Annotated in this window: 18 protein-coding genes; all 18 read left to right on the top strand. The window is 38.1% G+C overall.

The features are described from left to right. Nucleotides 1-408 precede the first annotated feature (408 nt). The 18 genes from NG743_RS17270 to NG743_RS17180 all read left to right on the top strand — a co-directional run bounded on the left by NG743_RS17270 (nucleotide 409) and on the right by NG743_RS17180 (nucleotide 20,255). Nucleotides 409-1,215, top strand: a complete 807-nt coding sequence (locus NG743_RS17270; RefSeq protein WP_193962825.1) for a Uma2 family endonuclease — start codon at nucleotides 409-411, stop codon at nucleotides 1,213-1,215. A gap of 729 nt (nucleotides 1,216-1,944) precedes the next feature. Further along, nucleotides 1,945-2,781 carry an ABC transporter permease gene (locus tag NG743_RS17265; RefSeq protein WP_257120537.1) on the top strand — a complete coding sequence of 279 codons (837 nt, stop codon included), beginning with the start codon at nucleotides 1,945-1,947 and terminating at the stop codon, nucleotides 2,779-2,781. Nucleotides 2,782-3,419: 638 nt separating this feature from the next. Beyond that, nucleotides 3,420-4,232, top strand: coding sequence for a Uma2 family endonuclease (locus NG743_RS17260; RefSeq protein WP_257120536.1), 813 nt, complete (start codon nucleotides 3,420-3,422; stop codon nucleotides 4,230-4,232). A gap of 218 nt (nucleotides 4,233-4,450) precedes the next feature. Continuing rightward, the gene (locus NG743_RS17255; protein WP_160170625.1) at nucleotides 4,451-4,621 is read left to right on the top strand and encodes a DUF4351 domain-containing protein; all 171 of its coding nucleotides are present in this window, start codon (nucleotides 4,451-4,453) and stop codon (nucleotides 4,619-4,621) included. 473 nt (nucleotides 4,622-5,094) lie between these two features. Next, complete coding sequence (locus NG743_RS17250) at nucleotides 5,095-5,949, top strand: Uma2 family endonuclease (RefSeq protein ID WP_257120535.1); 855 nt, start codon at nucleotides 5,095-5,097, stop codon at nucleotides 5,947-5,949. 238 nt (nucleotides 5,950-6,187) lie between these two features. Continuing rightward, nucleotides 6,188-6,409, top strand: coding sequence for a DUF29 domain-containing protein (locus tag NG743_RS17245; RefSeq protein ID WP_228043794.1), 222 nt, complete (start codon nucleotides 6,188-6,190; stop codon nucleotides 6,407-6,409). 1,301 nt (nucleotides 6,410-7,710) lie between these two features. Continuing rightward, on the top strand, nucleotides 7,711-8,166 hold the full coding sequence (locus NG743_RS17240; RefSeq protein WP_027402542.1) for a DUF29 domain-containing protein: 456 nt from the start codon (nucleotides 7,711-7,713) through the stop codon (nucleotides 8,164-8,166). Nucleotides 8,167-8,875: 709 nt separating this feature from the next. Further along, the gene (locus NG743_RS17235; RefSeq protein WP_193962821.1) at nucleotides 8,876-9,148 is read left to right on the top strand and encodes a type II toxin-antitoxin system HicB family antitoxin; all 273 of its coding nucleotides are present in this window, start codon (nucleotides 8,876-8,878) and stop codon (nucleotides 9,146-9,148) included. A gap of 395 nt (nucleotides 9,149-9,543) precedes the next feature. Beyond that, complete coding sequence (locus tag NG743_RS17230; protein WP_257120534.1) at nucleotides 9,544-10,467, top strand: DUF2887 domain-containing protein; 924 nt, start codon at nucleotides 9,544-9,546, stop codon at nucleotides 10,465-10,467. A gap of 564 nt (nucleotides 10,468-11,031) precedes the next feature. Next, a complete protein-coding gene (locus NG743_RS17225) occupies nucleotides 11,032-11,178 on the top strand; it encodes an SAF domain-containing protein (RefSeq protein ID WP_152540446.1) in 147 nt (48 codons plus the stop codon). Between the two features lie 206 nt (nucleotides 11,179-11,384). Further along, a complete protein-coding gene (locus NG743_RS17220; protein WP_193964719.1) occupies nucleotides 11,385-12,293 on the top strand; it encodes a DUF4351 domain-containing protein in 909 nt (302 codons plus the stop codon). 1,290 nt (nucleotides 12,294-13,583) lie between these two features. Beyond that, nucleotides 13,584-14,051 carry a DUF29 domain-containing protein gene (locus NG743_RS17215; RefSeq protein ID WP_027402545.1) on the top strand — a complete coding sequence of 156 codons (468 nt, stop codon included), beginning with the start codon at nucleotides 13,584-13,586 and terminating at the stop codon, nucleotides 14,049-14,051. Nucleotides 14,052-15,134: 1,083 nt separating this feature from the next. Then, complete coding sequence (locus NG743_RS17205) at nucleotides 15,135-15,374, top strand: AbrB/MazE/SpoVT family DNA-binding domain-containing protein (protein ID WP_027402546.1); 240 nt, start codon at nucleotides 15,135-15,137, stop codon at nucleotides 15,372-15,374. Next, on the top strand, nucleotides 15,368-15,703 hold the full coding sequence (locus NG743_RS17200; protein WP_039201266.1) for a type II toxin-antitoxin system PemK/MazF family toxin: 336 nt from the start codon (nucleotides 15,368-15,370) through the stop codon (nucleotides 15,701-15,703). Before NG743_RS17205 ends, NG743_RS17200 begins: the two co-directional genes overlap by 7 nt. 862 nt (nucleotides 15,704-16,565) lie before the next feature. After that, complete coding sequence (locus tag NG743_RS17195; protein ID WP_257120533.1) at nucleotides 16,566-17,483, top strand: DUF2887 domain-containing protein; 918 nt, start codon at nucleotides 16,566-16,568, stop codon at nucleotides 17,481-17,483. A gap of 256 nt (nucleotides 17,484-17,739) precedes the next feature. Next, a complete protein-coding gene (locus NG743_RS17190) occupies nucleotides 17,740-18,585 on the top strand; it encodes a DUF2887 domain-containing protein (protein ID WP_257120532.1) in 846 nt (281 codons plus the stop codon). A 512-nt stretch (nucleotides 18,586-19,097) separates the two neighbouring features. Further along, nucleotides 19,098-19,325 carry a hypothetical protein gene (locus tag NG743_RS17185; RefSeq protein ID WP_152608969.1) on the top strand — a complete coding sequence of 76 codons (228 nt, stop codon included), beginning with the start codon at nucleotides 19,098-19,100 and terminating at the stop codon, nucleotides 19,323-19,325. Between the two features lie 90 nt (nucleotides 19,326-19,415). Continuing rightward, complete coding sequence (locus NG743_RS17180; protein WP_027402547.1) at nucleotides 19,416-20,255, top strand: DUF2887 domain-containing protein; 840 nt, start codon at nucleotides 19,416-19,418, stop codon at nucleotides 20,253-20,255. Nucleotides 20,256-20,465 lie beyond the last annotated feature (210 nt).

The raw sequence follows: 20,465 nt of genomic DNA, 5'->3' as shown, positions 1-20,465 counted from the left end.
TCAGATCCCCGACTTCTCTAAGAAGTCGGGGATCTGAAACTGTTGATAAGCTGTTGTGCATTTAGTTTGTATAATTCTAGCGGGCAAGATGCCCGCACTACAAAGTTCAAGTAAATTATGGTTATCAAATTTAGCTGCGTAACAGCTTATTGAAAGCGATCGCTAATTGATGAAATCTCAAATTGGTCGTTGTTTATGATAAAATAAGTAACTCAGGGGAAAAAATGAGTGAAAATTGTCGAGCGAACTGCTTGCAGCAGCGTTTCGCTATCGCCCTTGAAGAATATAGACTATTAATTTTTATTGAGTCCACGTAAGTAGACTTGATTTGTGTATTAGCGATTTATAATCGCCGATAGCGTAGCTAAACTCATAGATAATCATCCAAAGCATCAGGAGAACAAATCCATGGCAGCAATTACAGCCCGCGAACTAGAGTTGCAAATGCCCGATGCCAGTAAACTTTTAAGTGATGAACCAGAAATGGAAAGCTCCCTGCACTATATGCAACTGTTATTGCTAGTCACCTGCCTAGAATGGGCATGGCAAGAGCGGGATGATTTTTTCATTGGTGCAAACCTGACCATTTACTTCAGTCGCCAACAACTCAAAAATCGTGACTTTCGAGGTCCAGATTTTTTCCTCGTCAAAAACACCACCAGAGAACCACGCAACTCATGGGTGGTCTGGGAAGAAGACGGACGTTATCCCGACCTGATTATTGAATTACTGTCCGACTCCACCGCCAATGTAGATCGCACCACCAAACTAGACTTATACGCAGAGAGATTTCATACCCCTGAATACTTTTATTTTTCACCAGAAACCTTAGAATTTGCAGGCTTTAGACTAGAGTTTAATAAATATCGCCCCATCACGCCCAACGCCCAAGGATGGCTATGGAGTGAAGCCCTGGGCTTTTTCCTGGGTATTCACAATGGCCAATTGCGTTACTTCTCCTTAGAAGGCGCTATCATCCCTACTCCCCAGGAAGCCGCCAAAGATGAAATGCTCAAAGCCAACCAAGCAATTCAAATAGCAAAACAAGAATCCCAAAGGGCTGAACAAGAATCCCAAAGGGCTGAACAAGAATCCCAAAGGGCTGAACAAGAATCTCAAAGGGCTGAACAAGAATCTCAAAGGGCTGAACAAGCTAACACGGAATTGTATGAATTAAAGCAAAAAATGCGATCGCTTGGTATTTCTCTTGACTAAGCCTTGATCAATAGACATCGCCAAAAAAAAGCCTTCACTCTATAAATGAAATAAGAACATCAGATCCCCGACTTCTTTAAGAAGTCGGGGATAAGTAATTGGACAAAAATATTTACAGTCATTGCGAGCGAAGGGAAGCAATCACAACCCTGGCGATTGCTTCATTTCACTTCGTTCCATTTGCAATGACATTGTGTAACTAATTCTGTCTCACTACTTATGAAACTGTTGATTTTGAAGGCGATAGCGAAGCGCTGCTGCAAGCAGTTCGCTTAGTTAAATGAAACTCTTTAGCAGGTATCAATTATTCAGAGGAGTTAAGCAAAGTGTACTGACAATAAAGATGACAATCCATTAGGGACTTCCAATTAAAAAAATACCCAAAAATTTCTTGTGGTGCGGGACGAATTGCCCGCTAATAATCAAGGACGGGCAGGATGCCCATTTCACAAAATTGGGTAATTTATTTTTTGGTGTTCCCTTAGAGAACGGCGATCGCAAACCTTGATAAAATCAGAGTTACAAAAAATAGATTCGATTATTGTTGTCCGAGAGTGACAGAACCGGGATAGTATTGAACAGTGAGTTGGGCTTTGATGGTCTTTTTGATCTCAGTCCCTCCGATGCAACCTTCGTATGATCAATTGTTTAGTTAGTGATCAGGAGGACGAAGTGCAGAGAAGGTGTGAGCGAAATCGGAAATGTCGTGAAAATGATGGTAAATGCCAGATGAAAGAAACTACTTTACAGCCAGAATTAATAATTGAAGCAGGACGCGCGGAAAAGCAATATTGGCAAGATTTATGGCGATATAGAGAGTTATTTTACTTCTTAGCATGGCGAGATATTTTAGTTAGATATAAACAAACAGCCATTGGGATTGTTTGGGCGCTAATTCGTCCTTTTTTGACAATGGTAGTTTTTACAGTAGTATTTGGACAATTAGCAAAATTACCATCAGAAGGTGCGCCCTATCCAATTCTTGTATTTTCCGCCATGTTACCTTGGCAATTCTTTTCCAATTCCCTTTCAGAGTGTAGTAATAGTTTAATTAGTAATGCCAATTTATTATCAAAAGTCTATTTTCCTAGATTGGTAGTACCCACTAGCGCGGTAGTAGTTAGCTTTGTGGATTTTATGATTTCTGGGATAATTTTATTGGCTTTAATGGCTTGGTATAACTTTATTCCCACTTGGCGAATTTTCACCTTACCCTTATTTATCGGTGTCGCCTTTGCAGCTTCAATGGGTGCGGGTTTGTGGTTAGCTTCCTTGAATGTGCAATATCGAGATTTCCGGTTTATTGTGCCATTTATAGTCCAGTTTGGTTTATATATCTCACCTGTAGGATTTAGTAGCACTATTGTTCCTGAAAAGTGGCGGTTTCTCTACTCCTTAAATCCAATGGTGGGAGTAGTTGATGGTTTTAGATGGGCAATTTTGGGCGGTAATTCCCAGTTATATTTACCAGGTTTTATGCTTTCTATGGCTCTAGTCGTTTTACTATTAGTGAGTGGAATTTGGTATTTTCGGAAGATGGAACGAACTTTTGCAGATGTGATTTAAGATCAAATTCTCAAGTATACTAAACACGGTTGAGAGATGGACTTTTGTAAAATCACGAAAAACCCTGATTTGTAGGGGTAAAGCAAGAGCTTCATTGGTGTCAACTTAAGCTCAAATCCATACCACATCTCGTTCCTAGTCTCTGACTAGGAATGCAGTTGATGAGGCTCTGCCTCTAATATCATTGAAGGCAGAGCCTTCTAGAATTCATTCCCAGTCAGAGACTGGGAATGAGATGAAAAACCCTGATTTGTAGGGGTAAAGCAAGAGCTTCATTGGTGTCAACTTAAGCCCTGGCGAATGGAATTCACGGCTACACAAACAAAGTCCGCCTGCGCGGACTAAGGAAAAATCAAGGATTGAAACCCACGCAGGTGGGTTTTGCCTGTGTAGACGCGGTTTCTAACCGCCCGTTTTACGTTAAGTTGACACCATTAAGCACTGCTAAACCCCTACGCATCTGGGTTCTTTGTCATTTGGCAAAAGTTTAGATATTACCCGTGTTTAGTATATTATTCCGATTTAACAAAAATGCGTGAACATTATCCTGACTGGGATATTACAATTTCCTTAGAAGAAACAATTAAGCAGATAGTTGAATCTTGGCAATAGCGATTAAGTACAGGAGATAATTAACAATGTATCAAAGTGATGTGTATAGCAAACCCAGCTATGAGCCATTACCTCCTCAACAAACACTGCCAACGATGTATGATTTACCTAGCGAAGATCCAGAGGAGCCAGGGTTGCCAGACGAATTTCACCTGTTACAACCAGAATTGCTGCGTAGTACCTTTCGTCCGCCTTCTTATGCAGAAGATAATGTATTCACAGGTAGTGACTTAAATTTATACTATGACAGCAAGCATACACAATGGTATAAACGCCCTGATTGGTTTGCAGTTTTGGGGGTATCCCGTTTTTATGAACAAACAGAACTAAGATTGAGCTATGTTACTTGGTATGAAGGAACATATCCCTTTGTGGTAGTAGAATTAATATCTCCAGGAACAGAAAACGAAGACTTAGGGAGAAATTTACGGGAAGTTAATCAACCTCCTAATAAATGGACGGTATATGAGCAAATTCTCAGAATCCCCTATTATTTTGTCTATAACCGTTATACTGACGAGTTTCACTGTTATGGTTTGGTAATGAACCGTTATCAACCCCTCTCTATTAATGGATTAGGGGTATGGTTAGAAGAAGCTGAATTGGGTTTAGGATTATGGGAGGGAGAATATCAAGGACTAACTAGACAGTGGTTACGTTGGTATGATCAAGAAAATAATTGGTTGCCTACACCAGAAGAACGAGAAAAACAACGGGCTGAACAGGAAAAGCAACGGGCTGAACAGGAAAAGCAACGGGCAGATTCTGCTGAATTAGAAGTAGCTAAATTACGACAATTGTTATGGGAACAAGGTATCAGCTTACCTAATGATCAATAAGCTGTTGTGCATTTAGTTTGTATAATTCTAGCGGGCAAGATGCCCGCACTACAAAGTTCAAGTAAATTATGGTTATTAAATTTGCGTTCCTTAGCCAGTCAAGATATAACTTTAATAACGTTTAAGGGTTTTATTTAATGCTTGTTTTTGATCCTGCAACAATGAATGTTACTCGATTTACTCTTGCCATAGGCCTTGTAAATGGGGGTTACTATGAAATGGCAAGGGCAGAAATTTTGAGTCAAATAGGACGAGACTTTGGTCAGTTATCAGCAGAACAGACAAAACAGATTGAGAAATTACCAGTACCTCAATTAAAATCTCTAGCAGAAGCTCTATTAGATTTTGACGGATTGGCAGATTTAGAGGTCTGGTTAGCGGAGGTGTGAGAAAAACCGCATTGGTGATCATATTTGCTAAGTAATTGGACAAAAATATTTACAGTCATTGCGAGCGAAGAGAAGCAATCACAACCCTTGGAATTGCTTCATTTCACTTCGTTCCATTCCCAATGACATTGTGTAATTAATTCTGTCTCACTACTTATTACAATTTCCGGCGTTGCTGAATCGAGGTATGAAATTTCCAAATTGAACCTTTAAAAATCAAACCTCAGTGCTTCTACTCTTCGAGATCACGAAGCGTGATTGCGCCTTTGCGTGAGACTAAAATTCATACCCTTAATCAGCAACGCCCTAGAATAGAAAAGTTATTTTTTGTCTAAATTCTCTCTCTCAGGGATCACCAAAAAATAAATTACCCAATTTTGTGGGATGGGCATCCTGCCTGTCCTTGGTAATTAGTATAATTAATCTATAGTTGAATCTTGGCAACAGCGATTAAGTACAGGAGATAATTAACAATGTATCAAAGTGATGTGTATAGCAAACCCAGCTATGAGCCATTACCTCCTCACCAAACACTGCCAACGATGTATGATTTACCTAGCGAAGATCCAGAGGAGCCAGGGTTGCCAGACGAATTTCACCTGTTACAACCAGAATTATTGCGTAGTACCTTTCGACCGCCTTCTTATGCAGAAGATAATGTATTCACAGGTAGTGACTTAAATTTATACTATGACAGCAAGCATACACAATGGTATAAACGCCCTGATTGGTTTGCAGTTTTGGGGGTATCCCGTTTTTATGAACAAACAGAACTAAGATTGAGCTATGTTACTTGGTATGAAGGAACATATCCCTTTGTGGTAGTAGAATTAATATCTCCAGGAACAGAAAACGAAGACTTAGGGAGAAATTTACGGGAAGTTAATCAACCTCCTAATAAATGGACGGTATATGAGCAAATTCTCAGAATCCCTTATTATTTTGTCTATAACCGTTATACTGACGAGTTTCACTGTTATGGTTTGGTAATGAACCGTTATCAACCCCTCTCTATTAATGGATTAGGGGTATGGTTAGAAGAAGCTGAATTGGGTTTAGGATTATGGGAGGGAGAATATCAAGGACTAACTAGACAGTGGTTACGTTGGTATGATAAAGAAAATAATTGGTTGCCTACACCAGAAGAACGAGAAAAACAACGGGCTGAACAGGAAAAGCACCGGGCAGAACAGGAAAAGCAACGGGCAGAACTAGAAAAACAACGGGCTGAACAGGAAAAGCACCGGGCAGATTCTGCTGAATTAGAAGTAGCTAAATTACGACAATTGTTATGGGAACAAGGTATCAGCTTACCTAATGATCAATAGAGTTGAAAAATTGTCCAGTCTGAAAGTCATTATTACAAAAGAAGGGAACTCTTAACTGGGAACTCTTAACTGGGAGCAAATAAGAAACACTCATTTGCACCAGTTTAGAGCTTCAGTCAAAAAAAGGATGTTTTTAAAAGATGCGTAGCACGAAAAAAACAGTGTCATTATTTCAATCTCATGTTTTTAAACATGAGTTTTTCCTGTTCCCTGTTGCCCGTTCCCTCTGAATAATTTTATGTCTAAATCACCTCTCTACGAAACAGATTTCATGGATTGGTTAACTCAACAAAAATTAGCCTTAGCCAGTCGAGATATCACAGCTTTGGATTGGGAGAACTTGGCAGAAGAGTTAGATGCTATGGGTATTAGTGAAAAAAATGAGTTAAAAAATCGGTTAATAATTTTATTAACTCATTTGCTAAAATGGCAATACCAATCTTCTAAGGAATGTCAGTAACCCAGCCCTAAAGGGACTGGGCTTGCAAGAGTAATCAAGCAAGCCGTACTGACCAGACCACCCTGAGTTTACTCTCATGGTAGCCGTTATTTGAGTCACGACACCCCGGAATGCGTTGCTAGTTCCCTGCTCTGTCATTTGCAATTAAACAGTTTTAAGGTCACTGAAACAGTGTTGCAAGTCTAAAAAGCTCTTATAACTGGTCGTTCGCGCAGCGTGCCGGAGGCATCTAGCTAACATTACCCCAGAAATGGGAGTTGGTTTCCAGGTTCCAATCAAAAATCTGGTTTTAATTTTAATATCCACAGCGGTTAAAACCGCTCGTGTCGTTTCCCTCTCAGGTCTAAAGACGCGCTCGTTTCCCACTTACCGGGTATTCTTATGAATTAAATAAAGTGCAAAAGTAGGGTGTGTTAGTTAAGTAGCGAGCAAGATGCTCGCATTACTTCAGGTTTCAAAATGGATGAGGTTTAATTAACTATGTGTTATAGCGGTATGCACTTGAATGAGATACAGTCATAAGCCCCCTCCTCGCTTGCGGGGAGGGGGTTGGGGGTGGGGTTCTTGTATTTCACTCAACCAATAACCGCTATATTCTATCATTCATCCATTAGAGAACAGCGATCGCAAACCTTGATAAAATCAGAGTTACAAAAAATAGATTCGATTATTGTTGTCCGAGAGTGACAGAACCGGGATAGTATTGAACAGTGAGTTGGGCTTTGATGGTCTTTTTGATCTTGGTCCCTCCATGCAACCTTTTGAGGATCTCTATTAAGATCTTGATCAAGAGGCAAAAGTACAGAAAAGATCTGACCAAAATCTGGAACTTTTTCCAAAAGACATCTAATAAGTAGTGAGACAGAATTAATTACACAATGTCATTGCGTGGCGTTAGCAATAGGGAACAAAGTGAAATGAAGCAATCGCCAGGGTTGTGATTGCTTCCCTTCGCTCGCAATGACTGTAAATATTTTTGTCCAATTACTTATTGTCAGCAATTAGGCGATTAAAGAAATAAATATAATGGCAACTGAAATATATAATCTGATCATGCCCAGATCCCCGACTTTCCTATGCTTATTCAGTTAAGAGAGTATGGTAAGGTTAAAATAGGTTGGGTTAAGCGACAGCGCAACCCAAGGCTCATGTCGGGTTTCATGCTATTGCTTCGCGTTCACGCAGTGTCCCGCAGGGATACATTTACGTTCCACAACCTAACCTACAAATCAAGGCTTTTTCTAATTTGGACAAGGTATTGTGTTAACAATCAATATTTAAACTGTAGCTGAGTAAGTAAAATGCAACCCACACAAGCAAATTACCAGATTTATGAACAAGATTATCCTGAATGGTTGGATATTACCCTTAACCAACTGCAAAATCGGGATTTAGAAAATCTTGACTGGGAACACTTAATTGAGGAAATTACTGCATTGGGAAACGAACAAAGGCGTAAAGTAGAAAGTTATTTGAGACAACTTATTAAACACTTACTTCTTTATCAATATTGGGAAAGTGAGAAATCCTATTGTGCCAAAGGATGGATTGAAGAAATTGATAATTTTAGGTCTGAATTAGATTTATTATTGGAGTCTAAAGTTCTTTATAATCATTGTACAAAAATCCTAGATAAGATTTACATTAAAGCTAGAAACAATGCTATTCGTAAATCTGAACTATCTCCAGCAATCTTCCCTGAAAATTGTCTTTATTCTTTAACAGAAATTCTCAATCCTGAATGGTTGCCATCATAAAAAGAATATTACTAATAAATTATGTCAGATACAGTTATTCGCGTTGAAAATTTTTGCATTTTATTTAATCCACCGTATATACTTAAATGAATTAGAACCTCCAGCAAATGCCTCAATTAGTCTGAAGTTGTTAAAACTGATTGTTACTCCTGCGCTTATTTGTTGGCTTCCACACCCACCCAGAAATGATAGCGCAGCGTGGCGTAAGCCATATTTCCGGGCTAATAAGTAAAATTTACTTTAGTAAACTGGGGATTTTTAGTCATCTTCAGATGACTTTTGCTATTAGACTGGGAATTCATTCCCAGGCGGGCTATGGGTTTTACGTTAAGTTGACACCATTAAGCTTTTGCTTTACCCCTACGTTTAGAATCAAACAATCAAGCCGTTTTGAGTATACTAATTAAATCTGTGTTATTCTATCATTCATCCATTAGAGAACAGCGATCGCAAACCTGTATAAAATCAGAATTACAAAAAATAGATTCGATTATTGTTGTGCGAGAGTGACAGAACCGGGATAGTATTGAACAATGAGTGGGCTTTGATGGTCTTTTTGATCTTAGTCCCTCCATGCAACCTTTTGAGGATCTCTTTTGAGATATTGATCAGGAGGCCAAAGTAAAGAAAAGATATAAAAGATTAAGTTTTATTCAAGCCTTTGCTAATTTATATTACGATATTGGGACTATAGAACTTGGAGGCAAAAATGCAATCTATTGATCAATTACCAGTAAAAAATACACCTCAAATCATTTCTGTCGTTATTGAAAGTAATGATGATGGTTACTTAGCAATGATACCGGGTATTCAAGGAGCTTTTGCAGAGGGAGATACACCCCAAGAGGCTATATTTAACTGTACTGATGTTTTAAAAATGATTATGGAGTATAAGCAAGAACAAAATGAGAACTTAAATTTAGGCTCAATTGAACTTTCAGCTAATACAGGTTGGGCTTTTACTATTCCTATTAAACTGTAATTGTTAGATAACAAAGTGGTTCTTTGGTACTTTTTATGGAGAACCCATTTCAAAATCATTGAAAGCCTTATTGTATTAGCATTTTACTGAAAATATTAGACATTATAGTTTATACCTGATTTAGGTCAAAAATTAGGACAAAATGCTAAACAGAAAGTCATAAGTAGTCGGACAAAATTACAGCGGTTTCCGCTCTTATGAGGTACAAAGTTGAATCATGAAACTCTTGTAGTGCGGGCATCTAGTTAGTAGATGGCAATGGTGCAAAGCGCGTTGTCTCAGCGATGGTCAGTATGTTAGCTTAGTGAGTCAAACTAGCGATCGCAAAACATATATGTTCTTGCTTTACCCCACCCAGAGCATCAAATAATTAAGTCGTATTAAGTATAATTACTATGAAAACCGATAAATGGTTTTACGAATTATTTTTGTCCCAACCAGGGATGCTGGCAGAATTGATGCCAGGAATTGAAGAAAACTGGGAGTTCATTTATAATGCTCCTGTTGTTAAGGAGAAAGAGTTTCGACTGGATGGAGTCTTTACGCCAGTATCAAATAACCCAATGATACCGATGGTGTTTGCTGAGGCACAAATGCAGTCCGATTCAGGATTCTATGGACGGTATTTTTCCCAATTGTTTGTCCATATTAATCAATATACAGTGAAACAAGACTGGCGGGGACTGTTGATTTTACGCGATCGCAATCAAGGATTAGGCTGGGAAGTTCCCTACGCAGAGTTATTGGAAAGACGGGTTACTCAGCTATATTTGAGTGATCTGCAGGACCAGCAAGAACTAACCCCGAATTTGATGCTTTTGCAGTTGGTGGTGACAGAAAAAGACAAAAGTGCCGTAATTGGTAGAAAGCTATTGCAGGAAGCCGACACAACAGGCGAGTTTCAAAGGCGATTGAGTTTAATCGAGACTATACTGGCTAATAAGTTCCCTGAGTTAACTAAGGAGATCATCATGAATATGCTAGACCTAGAAATTGTGGATATTACCCAATCCCGTTTTTACCAAGAGATTATTGTCGAAGGTCTTCAGGAAGGTCGCCAAAAGGGTCTTCAGGAAGGTCGCCAAAAGGGTCTTCAGGAAGGTCTTCAGGAAGGTCTTCAAAAGGGTCTTCAGGAAGGTGAGGCTAATTTAGTTATTCGTCAACTAAGGCGACGACTGGGGGAATTACCAGAGAGCCAATGTTCACAAATCAAGAGTTTTCCTGTATCACAGTTGGAGGACTTAGGAGAAGCGCTGTTGGATTTTCAGGGTATTGACGATTTGGATGACTGGCTACAAAAATATACTAAATTAAGTTAATTTATAAGTATCTGCCTTAACGATACAGAGATCCCCGACTTCTTCGAGAAGTCGGGGATCTGAAACCCTCACGGTCTGCAAATCAAATATGGTTGCTATATACATGGAACAACTCAATTGAATTCACAATCATTACGCTAGAGGGTGGTTGAAAAATTCTGATTAAGACAATTACAACATTAACCAACAAACAAATGAGCAATTACATCCTGTACATCTAGAGTTTTTTTGTCAGAATCAGGATAACCAGGATTAAAGGATTTACAGGATGTTATTTAATAATTGTTGGTGGAAATTTGGGGATTATTTTGTTTATTCTGATTAAGACAATTACAACATTAACCACCAACAAACAAATGAGCAATTACATCCTGTACATCCTCAAATCCTGGATATCCTGATTCTGACAAAAATTATCCGCGTTCATCTGCGTTTATCTGCGTTCACCTCTTAGATGATTTGGGCAGAAGTGTTAAATCAGGAAATATAATCAAAGGGATTATTTAATATGGCTAAACGTGAAGATTATCAACTAAGGGGTAAAGCAAAAGCTGATATACCAATATGGCAGCGATCGCCGAATTAGATGAAACAATAACCACCGCTAAACAAGCAGGTTTACCCCCCAAATACTACAATCTTTTATTAGGGAAAAAAATCAAAGTAGATGTTCAAGCGGGAACACCAGTAAAGTGGGAATTGTTAATGTAATAATGTAAGTTGCTAGTTAGGTAACGCCACGCTATGCGTTTAATAGCTTTTAGATTTTTGTTTAGGAGTTGGGCTTTGATGGTCTTATAGATCTCAGTCCCTCCCCAGAAGCCCTTCTTGTGAACTGTGTTGGGAGCATATTCAAGATGGCTGATTGCGGGAGGAGTGTGTCATGGGATGGAATCTTAAATTTATAGATCAGACAAATGACCAAGAAAAAAGCAGATATTGGCGGTAAACGCCTAATTAGTTTAGCACCTGAGCAATGGGTACGTTGGTTAACTAATAACCCTGATTTAACAGTCAAAGAGATTATTAGTTCCGATTTTCAATGGGTAGCAAGAGAAAATGATGTATTAATTAAAGTCTCTAGTCCCAAGGACGGAGAATTTTTAATTCTAAATGAGTTACAATTGCGTTACAACAAGCAAGTACCCGTAAGAATTTATGCTTATACAGCCTTAGCCAAAGAAAACTATAATTTACCGGTTTATCCCGTATTGCTTAACATTCTACCTAATTCTCAAACAGAAATAATTCCTAACTGCTATGAAACGGAATTTATGGGAATTAAAACTTATCAAAACTATCATGTTATTAATCTGTGGGAATTAGATGTTAATTTAGTTTTTGAGCATAACTTATCAAGTTTATTGCCTTTTGTGCCAATATTAAAAGGAGGAGGAAATGAGAGTATTGTCAGGCAAGCAGTAATTGAATTACGAGCCAATGAAACTTTAACGGATTTAGAGCCATTATTATCATTTTTTGCGGGTTTTGTCCTGGATATACCCTTAGTTCAACAAATAATGAGGTGGGATATGACCATATTGAGAGAGTCTCCTTGGTATCAACAAATCTTAAAAGAGGGTTTGGAGACAGGAGAAAAACAAGGTTTACAGCAAGGTTTGCAGCAAGAAAGTCGTAAATTGGTATGGAAATTAATTGACCGTCGTTTTGGGACTTTATCATCTGATTTTAGCCTCAAAATTAATCGCTTATCAGTTACTCAACTAGAAGAACTAGCAACAGAGTTACTCGATCTCACTGAGATAAATCAACTAGAAAATTGGTTGCAACAAAATTCAGAGTCTGGAAACATTCCTCTCAGCTAGTACACTAGGGCGTAAATAGCATGACCATTAAAAGCTCCAAAAATTTGATTAGACATCTCCAAAAAAGATTGTAGAGGCGTTCCATGGAACGTCTCTACAGGGTTTTCAGGTCAAGCATCTTTAATTTTTGGAGATGTCTATTGATTACAAGGCTTGAAAATGGTTTATTCACTTACGCCGTGCTGTACTAGTAATGTAAGTTGCTAGTTAGGTAAATTGTTAGAATCACGTGGTTATCGAGTTTCGACTACGCTCAACTACCGCGACTTGTACTGAGCGCAGTCTAGATCAACCAGTACAGGCGATCGCTAATTGATGAAATCTCAAATTAGTCCTTGGGGAAATTCTTTAACCTTGACTCTATAAATAAAATAAGAAAATCAGATCCCCGACTTCTTAGAGAAGTCGGGGATCTGAAAGATATTGAAGGCGATAGCGAAGCGCTGCTGCAAGCAGTTCGCTTGGTTAAATAAAACTCTTTCGCAGGTATCAATTATTCAGAGGAGTTAAGCAAAATGTACTGGCAATAAAGATGACATTTGAATCAGAATCTCTGAACTTAACGAACTATACTAAATACGGGTGAGATTTAAACTTTTGCCAAATGACAAAGAACCCAGATGTGTAGGGGTAAAGCAAGAGCTTCATAGGTGTCAACTTAGGCTACAGATGGCTTATTTGTTGGCTTCCACACCCACCCAGAAATGATAGCGCAGCGTGGCGTAAGCCATATTTCCGGGCTAATAAGTAAAATTTACTTTAGTAAACTGGGGATTTTTAGTCATCTTCAGATGACTTTTGCTATTAGACTGGGAATTCATTCCCAGGCGGGCTATGGGTTTTACGTTAAGTTGATACTAATGAAGCTCTTGCTTTACCCCTACGTTTAGAATCAAACAATCAAGCCGTTTTGAGTATACTAATTAAATTTGTGTTATTCTATTATTCATCCCTTAGAAAACGGCGATCGCAAACCTGTATAAAATCAGAATTACAAAAAATAGATTCGATTATCTACACCAGAAGAACGAGAAAAGCAACGGGCAGAACAGGAAAAGCAACGGGCAGATTCTGCTGAATTAGAAGTAGCTAAATTACAACAATTGTTATGGGAACAAGGTATCAGCTTACCTAATGATCAATAGACATCTCCAGAAAAGAATGTAGAGCCGAGAATCCCTACCCATGGAACGTCTCTACAAGGGTTGTAAGTCACGCATATTTAATTTTCACCAGATGTCTAATAGGGTTGAAAAATTGTCCATTACAAAGGTAATCATTACTAATTTTATGTCTAAATCACCTCTTTACGAAACAGATTTCATGGATTGGTTAACTCAACAAAAATTAGCCTTAGCTAGTCGAGATATCACAGCTTTGGATTGGGAGAACTTGGCAGAAGAGTTAGATAGTATGGGTATTAGTGAAAAAAATGAGTTAAAAAATCGGTTAATAATTTTATTAACTCATTTACTCAAATGGCAATACCAATCTTCTAAACGTTCTATTAGTTGGTTTACCACCATTGCTAACCAAAGAGATGATTTACAAGATCTACTCAATGAAAAACCAAGTTTAAAACAATATATTCCTGATATTTTACCTAAATCTTATCGAAATGCGAGAAGAGAAGCATCGGCAGAAACAGGTTTAGTATTAAGTACGTTTTCAGAATTTTGTCCTTATGATATACAAGAAATATTAAATCCTGAGTTCTTGTGTAACACTACAGATGATTTTGAGAGAGCGATTGATTAGAGATTGTTAGCTATATTTTTCTCATGATGACTAAAACTTTACCCATAAAAGATTGAGATAACATCAAAATAGCTCAATTAACCAACCTATCCATTTAATTAACTCGCAAATTTTAAAACCTAGATTAAAAGTATATTAAAAATGTCTGATACAGTTATTCGTGTTGAAAATCTCGGTAAAAAATATATTAAGCTGTTGTGCATTTAGTTTGTATAATTCTAGGGGGCAAGATGCCCGCACTACAAAGTTCAAGTAAATTATGGTTATCAACTTTAGCTGCGTAACAGCTTATTGGACATCAGCAGCAGTAACGCTACACAGCACTGCGAGATGTGATTACTAATAAAGTTAAGTCTATTGGTAGTTTAATCAATCCTCAAGCTAAAGCCGAAAATCCTGCTTTTGATGAAAATATGAAATTACTTAATTGAGCTTGCGAAAATCGCTAGATGGCTTATTTGTTTGGCTCACAGACCCGCCTGGAACTGAAGTTCCAGGCTAATAGCTAAAGTTTACTAAAGTAAACTAAAGAAGTTCAAAAATTTTCTAGTTCTTTTAGTTTGAATTTGATTTATCACAATTTTACTGGGGAAATTCTTTAACCTTCACTCTATAAATAAAATAAGAAAATCAGATCCCCGACTTCTTAGAGAAGTCGGGGATCTGAAAGATATTGAAGGCGATCGCTAATTTATGAAATCTCAAATTGGTCGTTGTTTATGATAAAATAAGCAATTCAGGGAAAAAATGAGCGAAAATTGTCGAGCGAACTGCTTGCAGCAGCGTTTCGCTATCGCCATTTAAAGAATATACTTTAAAAATGCAAGCAATAAGATATATAAAACTATACCAACAGGTCAGGCGATCGCTCCCCTCGGATTAGACATCGCAACTGAGTATACAATGTGATTATAGCTTCTAAATCAACCAGTACAGGCGAACTGCTTGCAGCAGCGCTTCGCTATCGCTCAAAGACTTAAAAACCATCCCTGAATATTCATTTAGTCTATCAAATACCTTTTTGTCGTCTAGGGTGGCGGTAATTGAGATATACTTTGTTTATCTCTAAAGCGATCGCTAATTATGAAATCTCAAATTGGTCGTTGGGGAAATTCTTTAGCCTTGAGAATCCCCAAGTATATTGCAGATGAATTGGCTTTATCAATCAATGATGAAGTTGACTGCCGTATTGAGCAAGGGCAACTCATGGTAAGACCAGTTCAAAAATTTCCCAAATACACCCTTTCACAACTCCTTAGCCAAGATTTAGAGCCAGAAGCGGAGATTGACTGGGGTAAACCAACAGGTAATGAAGAATGGTAGATTACGTCCCCCGTTATGGGGATCTTGTCTGGCTAAACTTTGATCCCCAATCAGGTCACGAGCAAATGGGGCAACGTCCCGCACTAGTGTTAAGTCATACAGAGTTTAACCAGCAACGAGGTTTTATTTTTGTTTGTCCTATCAGTAATACTAAGCGTAAAAATCCTTTCTACGTTGAGATTCCAGATGATCAACCTATTAAAGGCGTAGTGATGTGCGATCAGCTGCGTTCATTGGATTATCGCTCAAGAAAGGCAAAACTGATCTGTATTTGCCCTGAATGGTTATTAGCAGAAGTGCTTGGTCGCATTCATCCTATTCTTTTTTAGGATCTGAAACTGTTGATCTTGAAAGCGATCGCTCTTCTTTATGAAATCTCAAATTAGTCCTTAGGAATTGTAACGTTATTTTAAGATGAACAATTAAGGGGAAAAATGAGCGAAAATAAATTATCGAGCGAACTGCTTGCAGCAGCGTTTCGCTATCGCCCTTAAAGAATATACTTTAGAAATGCAAGCAAAAAGATATAGCAGTATGCACTTGCATGAGATACATCATAGCCCCCTCATCGCACCCCCCTAAATCCCCCCGCAGCGGGGGGAAGAAAAGGATAAGCTTTTGATACTGGAGGGGGTTGGGGGTGGGGTTCTTGTATCTCACCCAATCGAGAACCGCTATATATAGAACTATACCAACAGGTCAGGCGATCGCTTCCCTTGGAGTAGGCATCGCAACTGGGTATACAATGTGATTATAGCCTCTAATTCAACCAGTACAGGCGATCGCTAATTTATAAAATCTCAAATTAGTCACTGGGGAAATTCTTTAACCTTCACTCTATAAATAAAATAAGAACATCAGATCCCCGACTTCTTAGAGGGTGTTTGAGAAGTTTTTAATGTATAAACAAACCCCTCTCCAAACCTCTCCCCGAAGCGGGGAGAGGCTTTGAAAACCCCCTTCCCTCGTAGGGAAGGGGGCAGGGGGGTTAGGTTTTTGGAGATTATCGGTTTCATCTAATACTTTTAAAACATCCTCTTAGAGAAGTCGGGGATCTGAAAGATATTGAAGGTGATAGCGAAGCGCTGCTGCAAGCAGTTCGCTTGGTTAAATGAAACTATTATACTCAAAACGGCTAGAAGCTGGACTTTTTTATTCATACAAAGAACAAGGTTCAAATTAGTTATATAAATGAAAACAGATAAATTATTTTACAGAATTTTCTTAAATCAACCAGATTTAATAGCAGAATTAATTCCTGGTATTCCTAGTGATTGTGAATTTGAGTATAGCGCACCTGTACTCAAAGAAAAAGAAACTAGGTTAGATGGGTTATTAACACCGATTAGTAATAATTCTGATGTACCGCTAATATTTCTCGAAGCACAAATGCAGCGAGATATAAAATTTTATAATCGCTATTTTCGGGGAATATTTAGCTATATTGACCAATATGAAATTAGCGAAAATTGGCGCGGATTACTAATTTTACTGAATAAACGTTTGGAATTAGGTTCAGAACTTCCACACAGAAACTTACTTAATAGTCAAGTAGAAAGGTTATATCTAGAAGATTTATTACATCAAGATGATTTAAGTCCTAATTTAGCTCTACTAAGATTAATAGTAACGCCTAAAGACCAAGCAGGATTAGCAGCTAGGCAAATTTTAAACAGTGTCAGCACAGAAGCAGAATTTCAGCTAAAATTAGATTTAGTAGAGTCCATACTAGTCAACAAATTTACACAACTAACCCTAGAGGAGATTCAAAAAATGCTTAATCTCAAAGAGGCTGATATTACGCAAACACGGTTTTATCAAGAGGTGTTAGAAATTGGTGAGAAAAAAGGTTTACAACAAGGTTTACAACAAGGTGTGCAGCAAGGTTTACAACAAGGTGTGCAGCAAGGTTTACAACAAGGTGTGCAGCAAGGAGAAGCAAATCTAACTATACGCCAGTTAAAACGCCGTTGTGGTAATTTAACTGCTATTCAAGAGCAAAAGGTGCGATCGCTCTCCATTTCTCAACTAGAATCATTAGGAGAGGCATTATTAGATTTTCAAAATATGTCAGATTTGGAAAATTGGTTACAAGATAATCGCCGTTGATCTTGAAAGCGATCGCTAATTGATGAAATCTCAAATTAGTCACTGGGGAAATTCTTTAACCTTCACCCTATAAATAAAATAAGAACATAAGATCCCCGACTTCTTTAAGAAGTCGGGGATCTGAAAGATATTGAAGGCGATAGCGAAGCGCTGCTGCAAGCAGTTCGCTTGGTTAAATGAAACTATTATACTCAAAACGGCTAGAAGCTGGACTTTTTTATTCATACAAAGAACAAGGTTCAAATTAGTTATATAAATGAAAACAGATAAATTATTTTACAGAATTTTCTTAAATCAACCAGATTTAATAGCAGAATTAATTCCTGGTATTCCTAGTGATTGTGAATTTGAGTATAGCGCACCTGTACTCAAAGAAAAAGAAACTAGGTTAGATGGGTTATTAACACCGATTAGTAATAATTCTGATGTACCGCTAATATTTCTCGAAGCACAAATGCAGCGAGATACAAAATTTTATAATCGCTATTTTCGGGGAATATTTAGCTATATTGACCAATATGAAATTAGCGAAAATTGGCGCGGATTACTAATTTTACTGAATAAACGTTTGGAATTAGGTTCAGAACTTCCACACAGAAACTTACTTAATAGTCAAGTAGAAAGGTTATATCTAGAAGATTTATTACATCAAGATAATTTAAGTCCTAATTTAGCTCTACTAAGATTAATAGTAACGCCTAAAGACCAAGCAGGATTAGCAGCTAGGCAAATTTTAAACAGTGTCAGCACAGAAGCAGAATTTCAGCTAAAATTAGATTTAGTAGAGTCCATACTAGTCAACAAATTTACACAACTAACCCTAGAGGAGATTCAAAAAATGCTTAATCTCAAAGAGGCTGATATTACGCAAACCCGGTTTTATCAAGAGGTGTTAGAAATTGGTGAGAAAAAAGGTTTACAACAAGGAGAAGCAAATCTGACTATACGCCAGTTAAAACGCCGTTGTGGTAATTTAACTCCTATTCAAGAGGAAAAAGTGCGATCGCTCACCATTCCTGAATTAGAATCTTTAGGAGAGGCATTATTAGATTTTCAAAATATGTCAGATTTGGAAAATTGGTTACAAGATAATCGCCGTTGATCTTGAAAGCGATCGCTAATTTATAAAATCTCAAATTAGTCACTGGGGAAATTCTTTAACCTTCACTCTATAAATAAAATAAGAACATAAGATCCCCGACTTCTCTAAGAAGTCGGGGATCTGAAACTGTTGATCTTGAAAGCGATCGCTAATTGATGAAATCTCAAATTAGTCATTGGGGAAATTCTTTAACCTTCACTCTATAAATAAAATAAGAACATAAGATCCCCGACTTCTCTAAGAGGATGTTTGAAAAGTTTTTAATGTATAAATAAACCCCTCTCCAAACCTCTCCCCGACGCGGGGAGAGGCTTTGAAACCCCCATTCCCTCGCAGGGAAAGGGGGCTGGGGGGTTAGGTTTTTGGAAATTATTGGTTTCATCTAATACTTTTCAAACAACCTCTAAGAAGTCGGGGATCTGAAACTGTTGATCTTGAAAGCGATCGCTAATTGATGAAATCTCAAATTGGTCGTTGTTTATGATAAAATAAACAATCTAGGGGAAAAATGAGTGAAAATTGTCGAGCGAACTGCTTGCAGCAGCGTTTCGCTATCGCCCTTAAAGAATATACTTGAGAAATGCCAGCAAAATGTAACTATTGAGGGTTTGAGTTTAGCAATACAAGACTTAATTGGCGATCGCCCCCATCGGGAAACCATGAGTAAAAAAGGACAGCAGTTAGTAGATGGCAATGGTGCAAAGCGCGTTGTCTCAGCGATGGTCAGTATGTTAGCTTAGTGAGTCAAACTAGCGATCGCAAAACATATATGTTCTTGCTTTACCCCACCCAGAGCATCAAATAATTAAGTCGTGTTAAATATAATTACTATGAAAACCGATAAATGGTTTTACGAATTATTTTTGTCCCAACCAGGGATGCTGGCAGAATTGATGCCAGGCATTGAAGAAAACTGGGAGTTCGTTTATAATGCTCCTGTTGTTAAGGAGAAAGAGTTTCGACTGGATGGAGTCTTTACGCCAGTATCAAATAACCCAATGATACCGATGGTGTTTGCTGAGGCACAAATGCAGTCCGATTCAGGATTCTATGGACGGTATTTTTCCCAATTGTTTGTCCATATTAATCAATATACAGTTAAACAAGACTGGCGGGGACTGTTGATTTTACGCGATCGCAGTCAAGGATTAGGCTGGGAAGTTCCCTACACAGAATTATTGGAAAGACGGGTCACTCAGCTATATTTGAGTGATCTGCGGGATCAGCAAGAACTAACCCCGAATTTGATGCTCTTACAATTGCTGGTGACAGAAAAAGACAAAAGTGCGGTAATTGGTAGAAAGCTATTGCAGGAAGCCGACACAAGAGGCGAGTTTCAAAGGCGATTGAGTTTAATTGAGACTATACTGGCTAATAAGTTCCCTGAGTTAACGAAGGAGATCATCATGAATATGCTAGACCTAGAAATTGTGGATATTACCCAATCCCGTTTTTACCAAGAGATTATTGTCGAAGGTCTTCAGGAAGGTGAGGCTAATTTAGTTATTCGTCAACTAAGGCGACGACTGGGGGAATTACCAGAGAGTCAATGTTCACAAATCAAGAGTTTTCCTGTATCACAGTTGGAAGACTTAGGAGAAGCGTTGTTGGATTTTCAGAGTATTGATGATTTGGATGACTGGCTACAAAAATATACTAAATTAAGTTAATTTATAGTGACCTGCCTTAACGATACAGAGATCCCCGAATTCTCAAAGAAGTCGGGGATCTGAAACTCTAGGGTGGCGGCAATCAATCGAGATATACTTTGTTGATCTTGCTTGAAAGCGATAGCGAAGCGCTGCTGCAAGCAGTTCGCTTGGTTAAATGAAACTCTTTAGCAGGTATCAATTATTCAGAGGAGTTAAGCAAAATGTACT

This window comes from Dolichospermum heterosporum TAC447 (genome assembly GCF_024584745.1).
GTDB classification, from domain to species: domain Bacteria; phylum Cyanobacteriota; class Cyanobacteriia; order Cyanobacteriales; family Nostocaceae; genus Dolichospermum; species Dolichospermum heterosporum.
The sequence above is the reverse complement of the archived record's forward strand: the minus strand, read 5'-3'. Positions and strand labels throughout refer to the sequence as shown.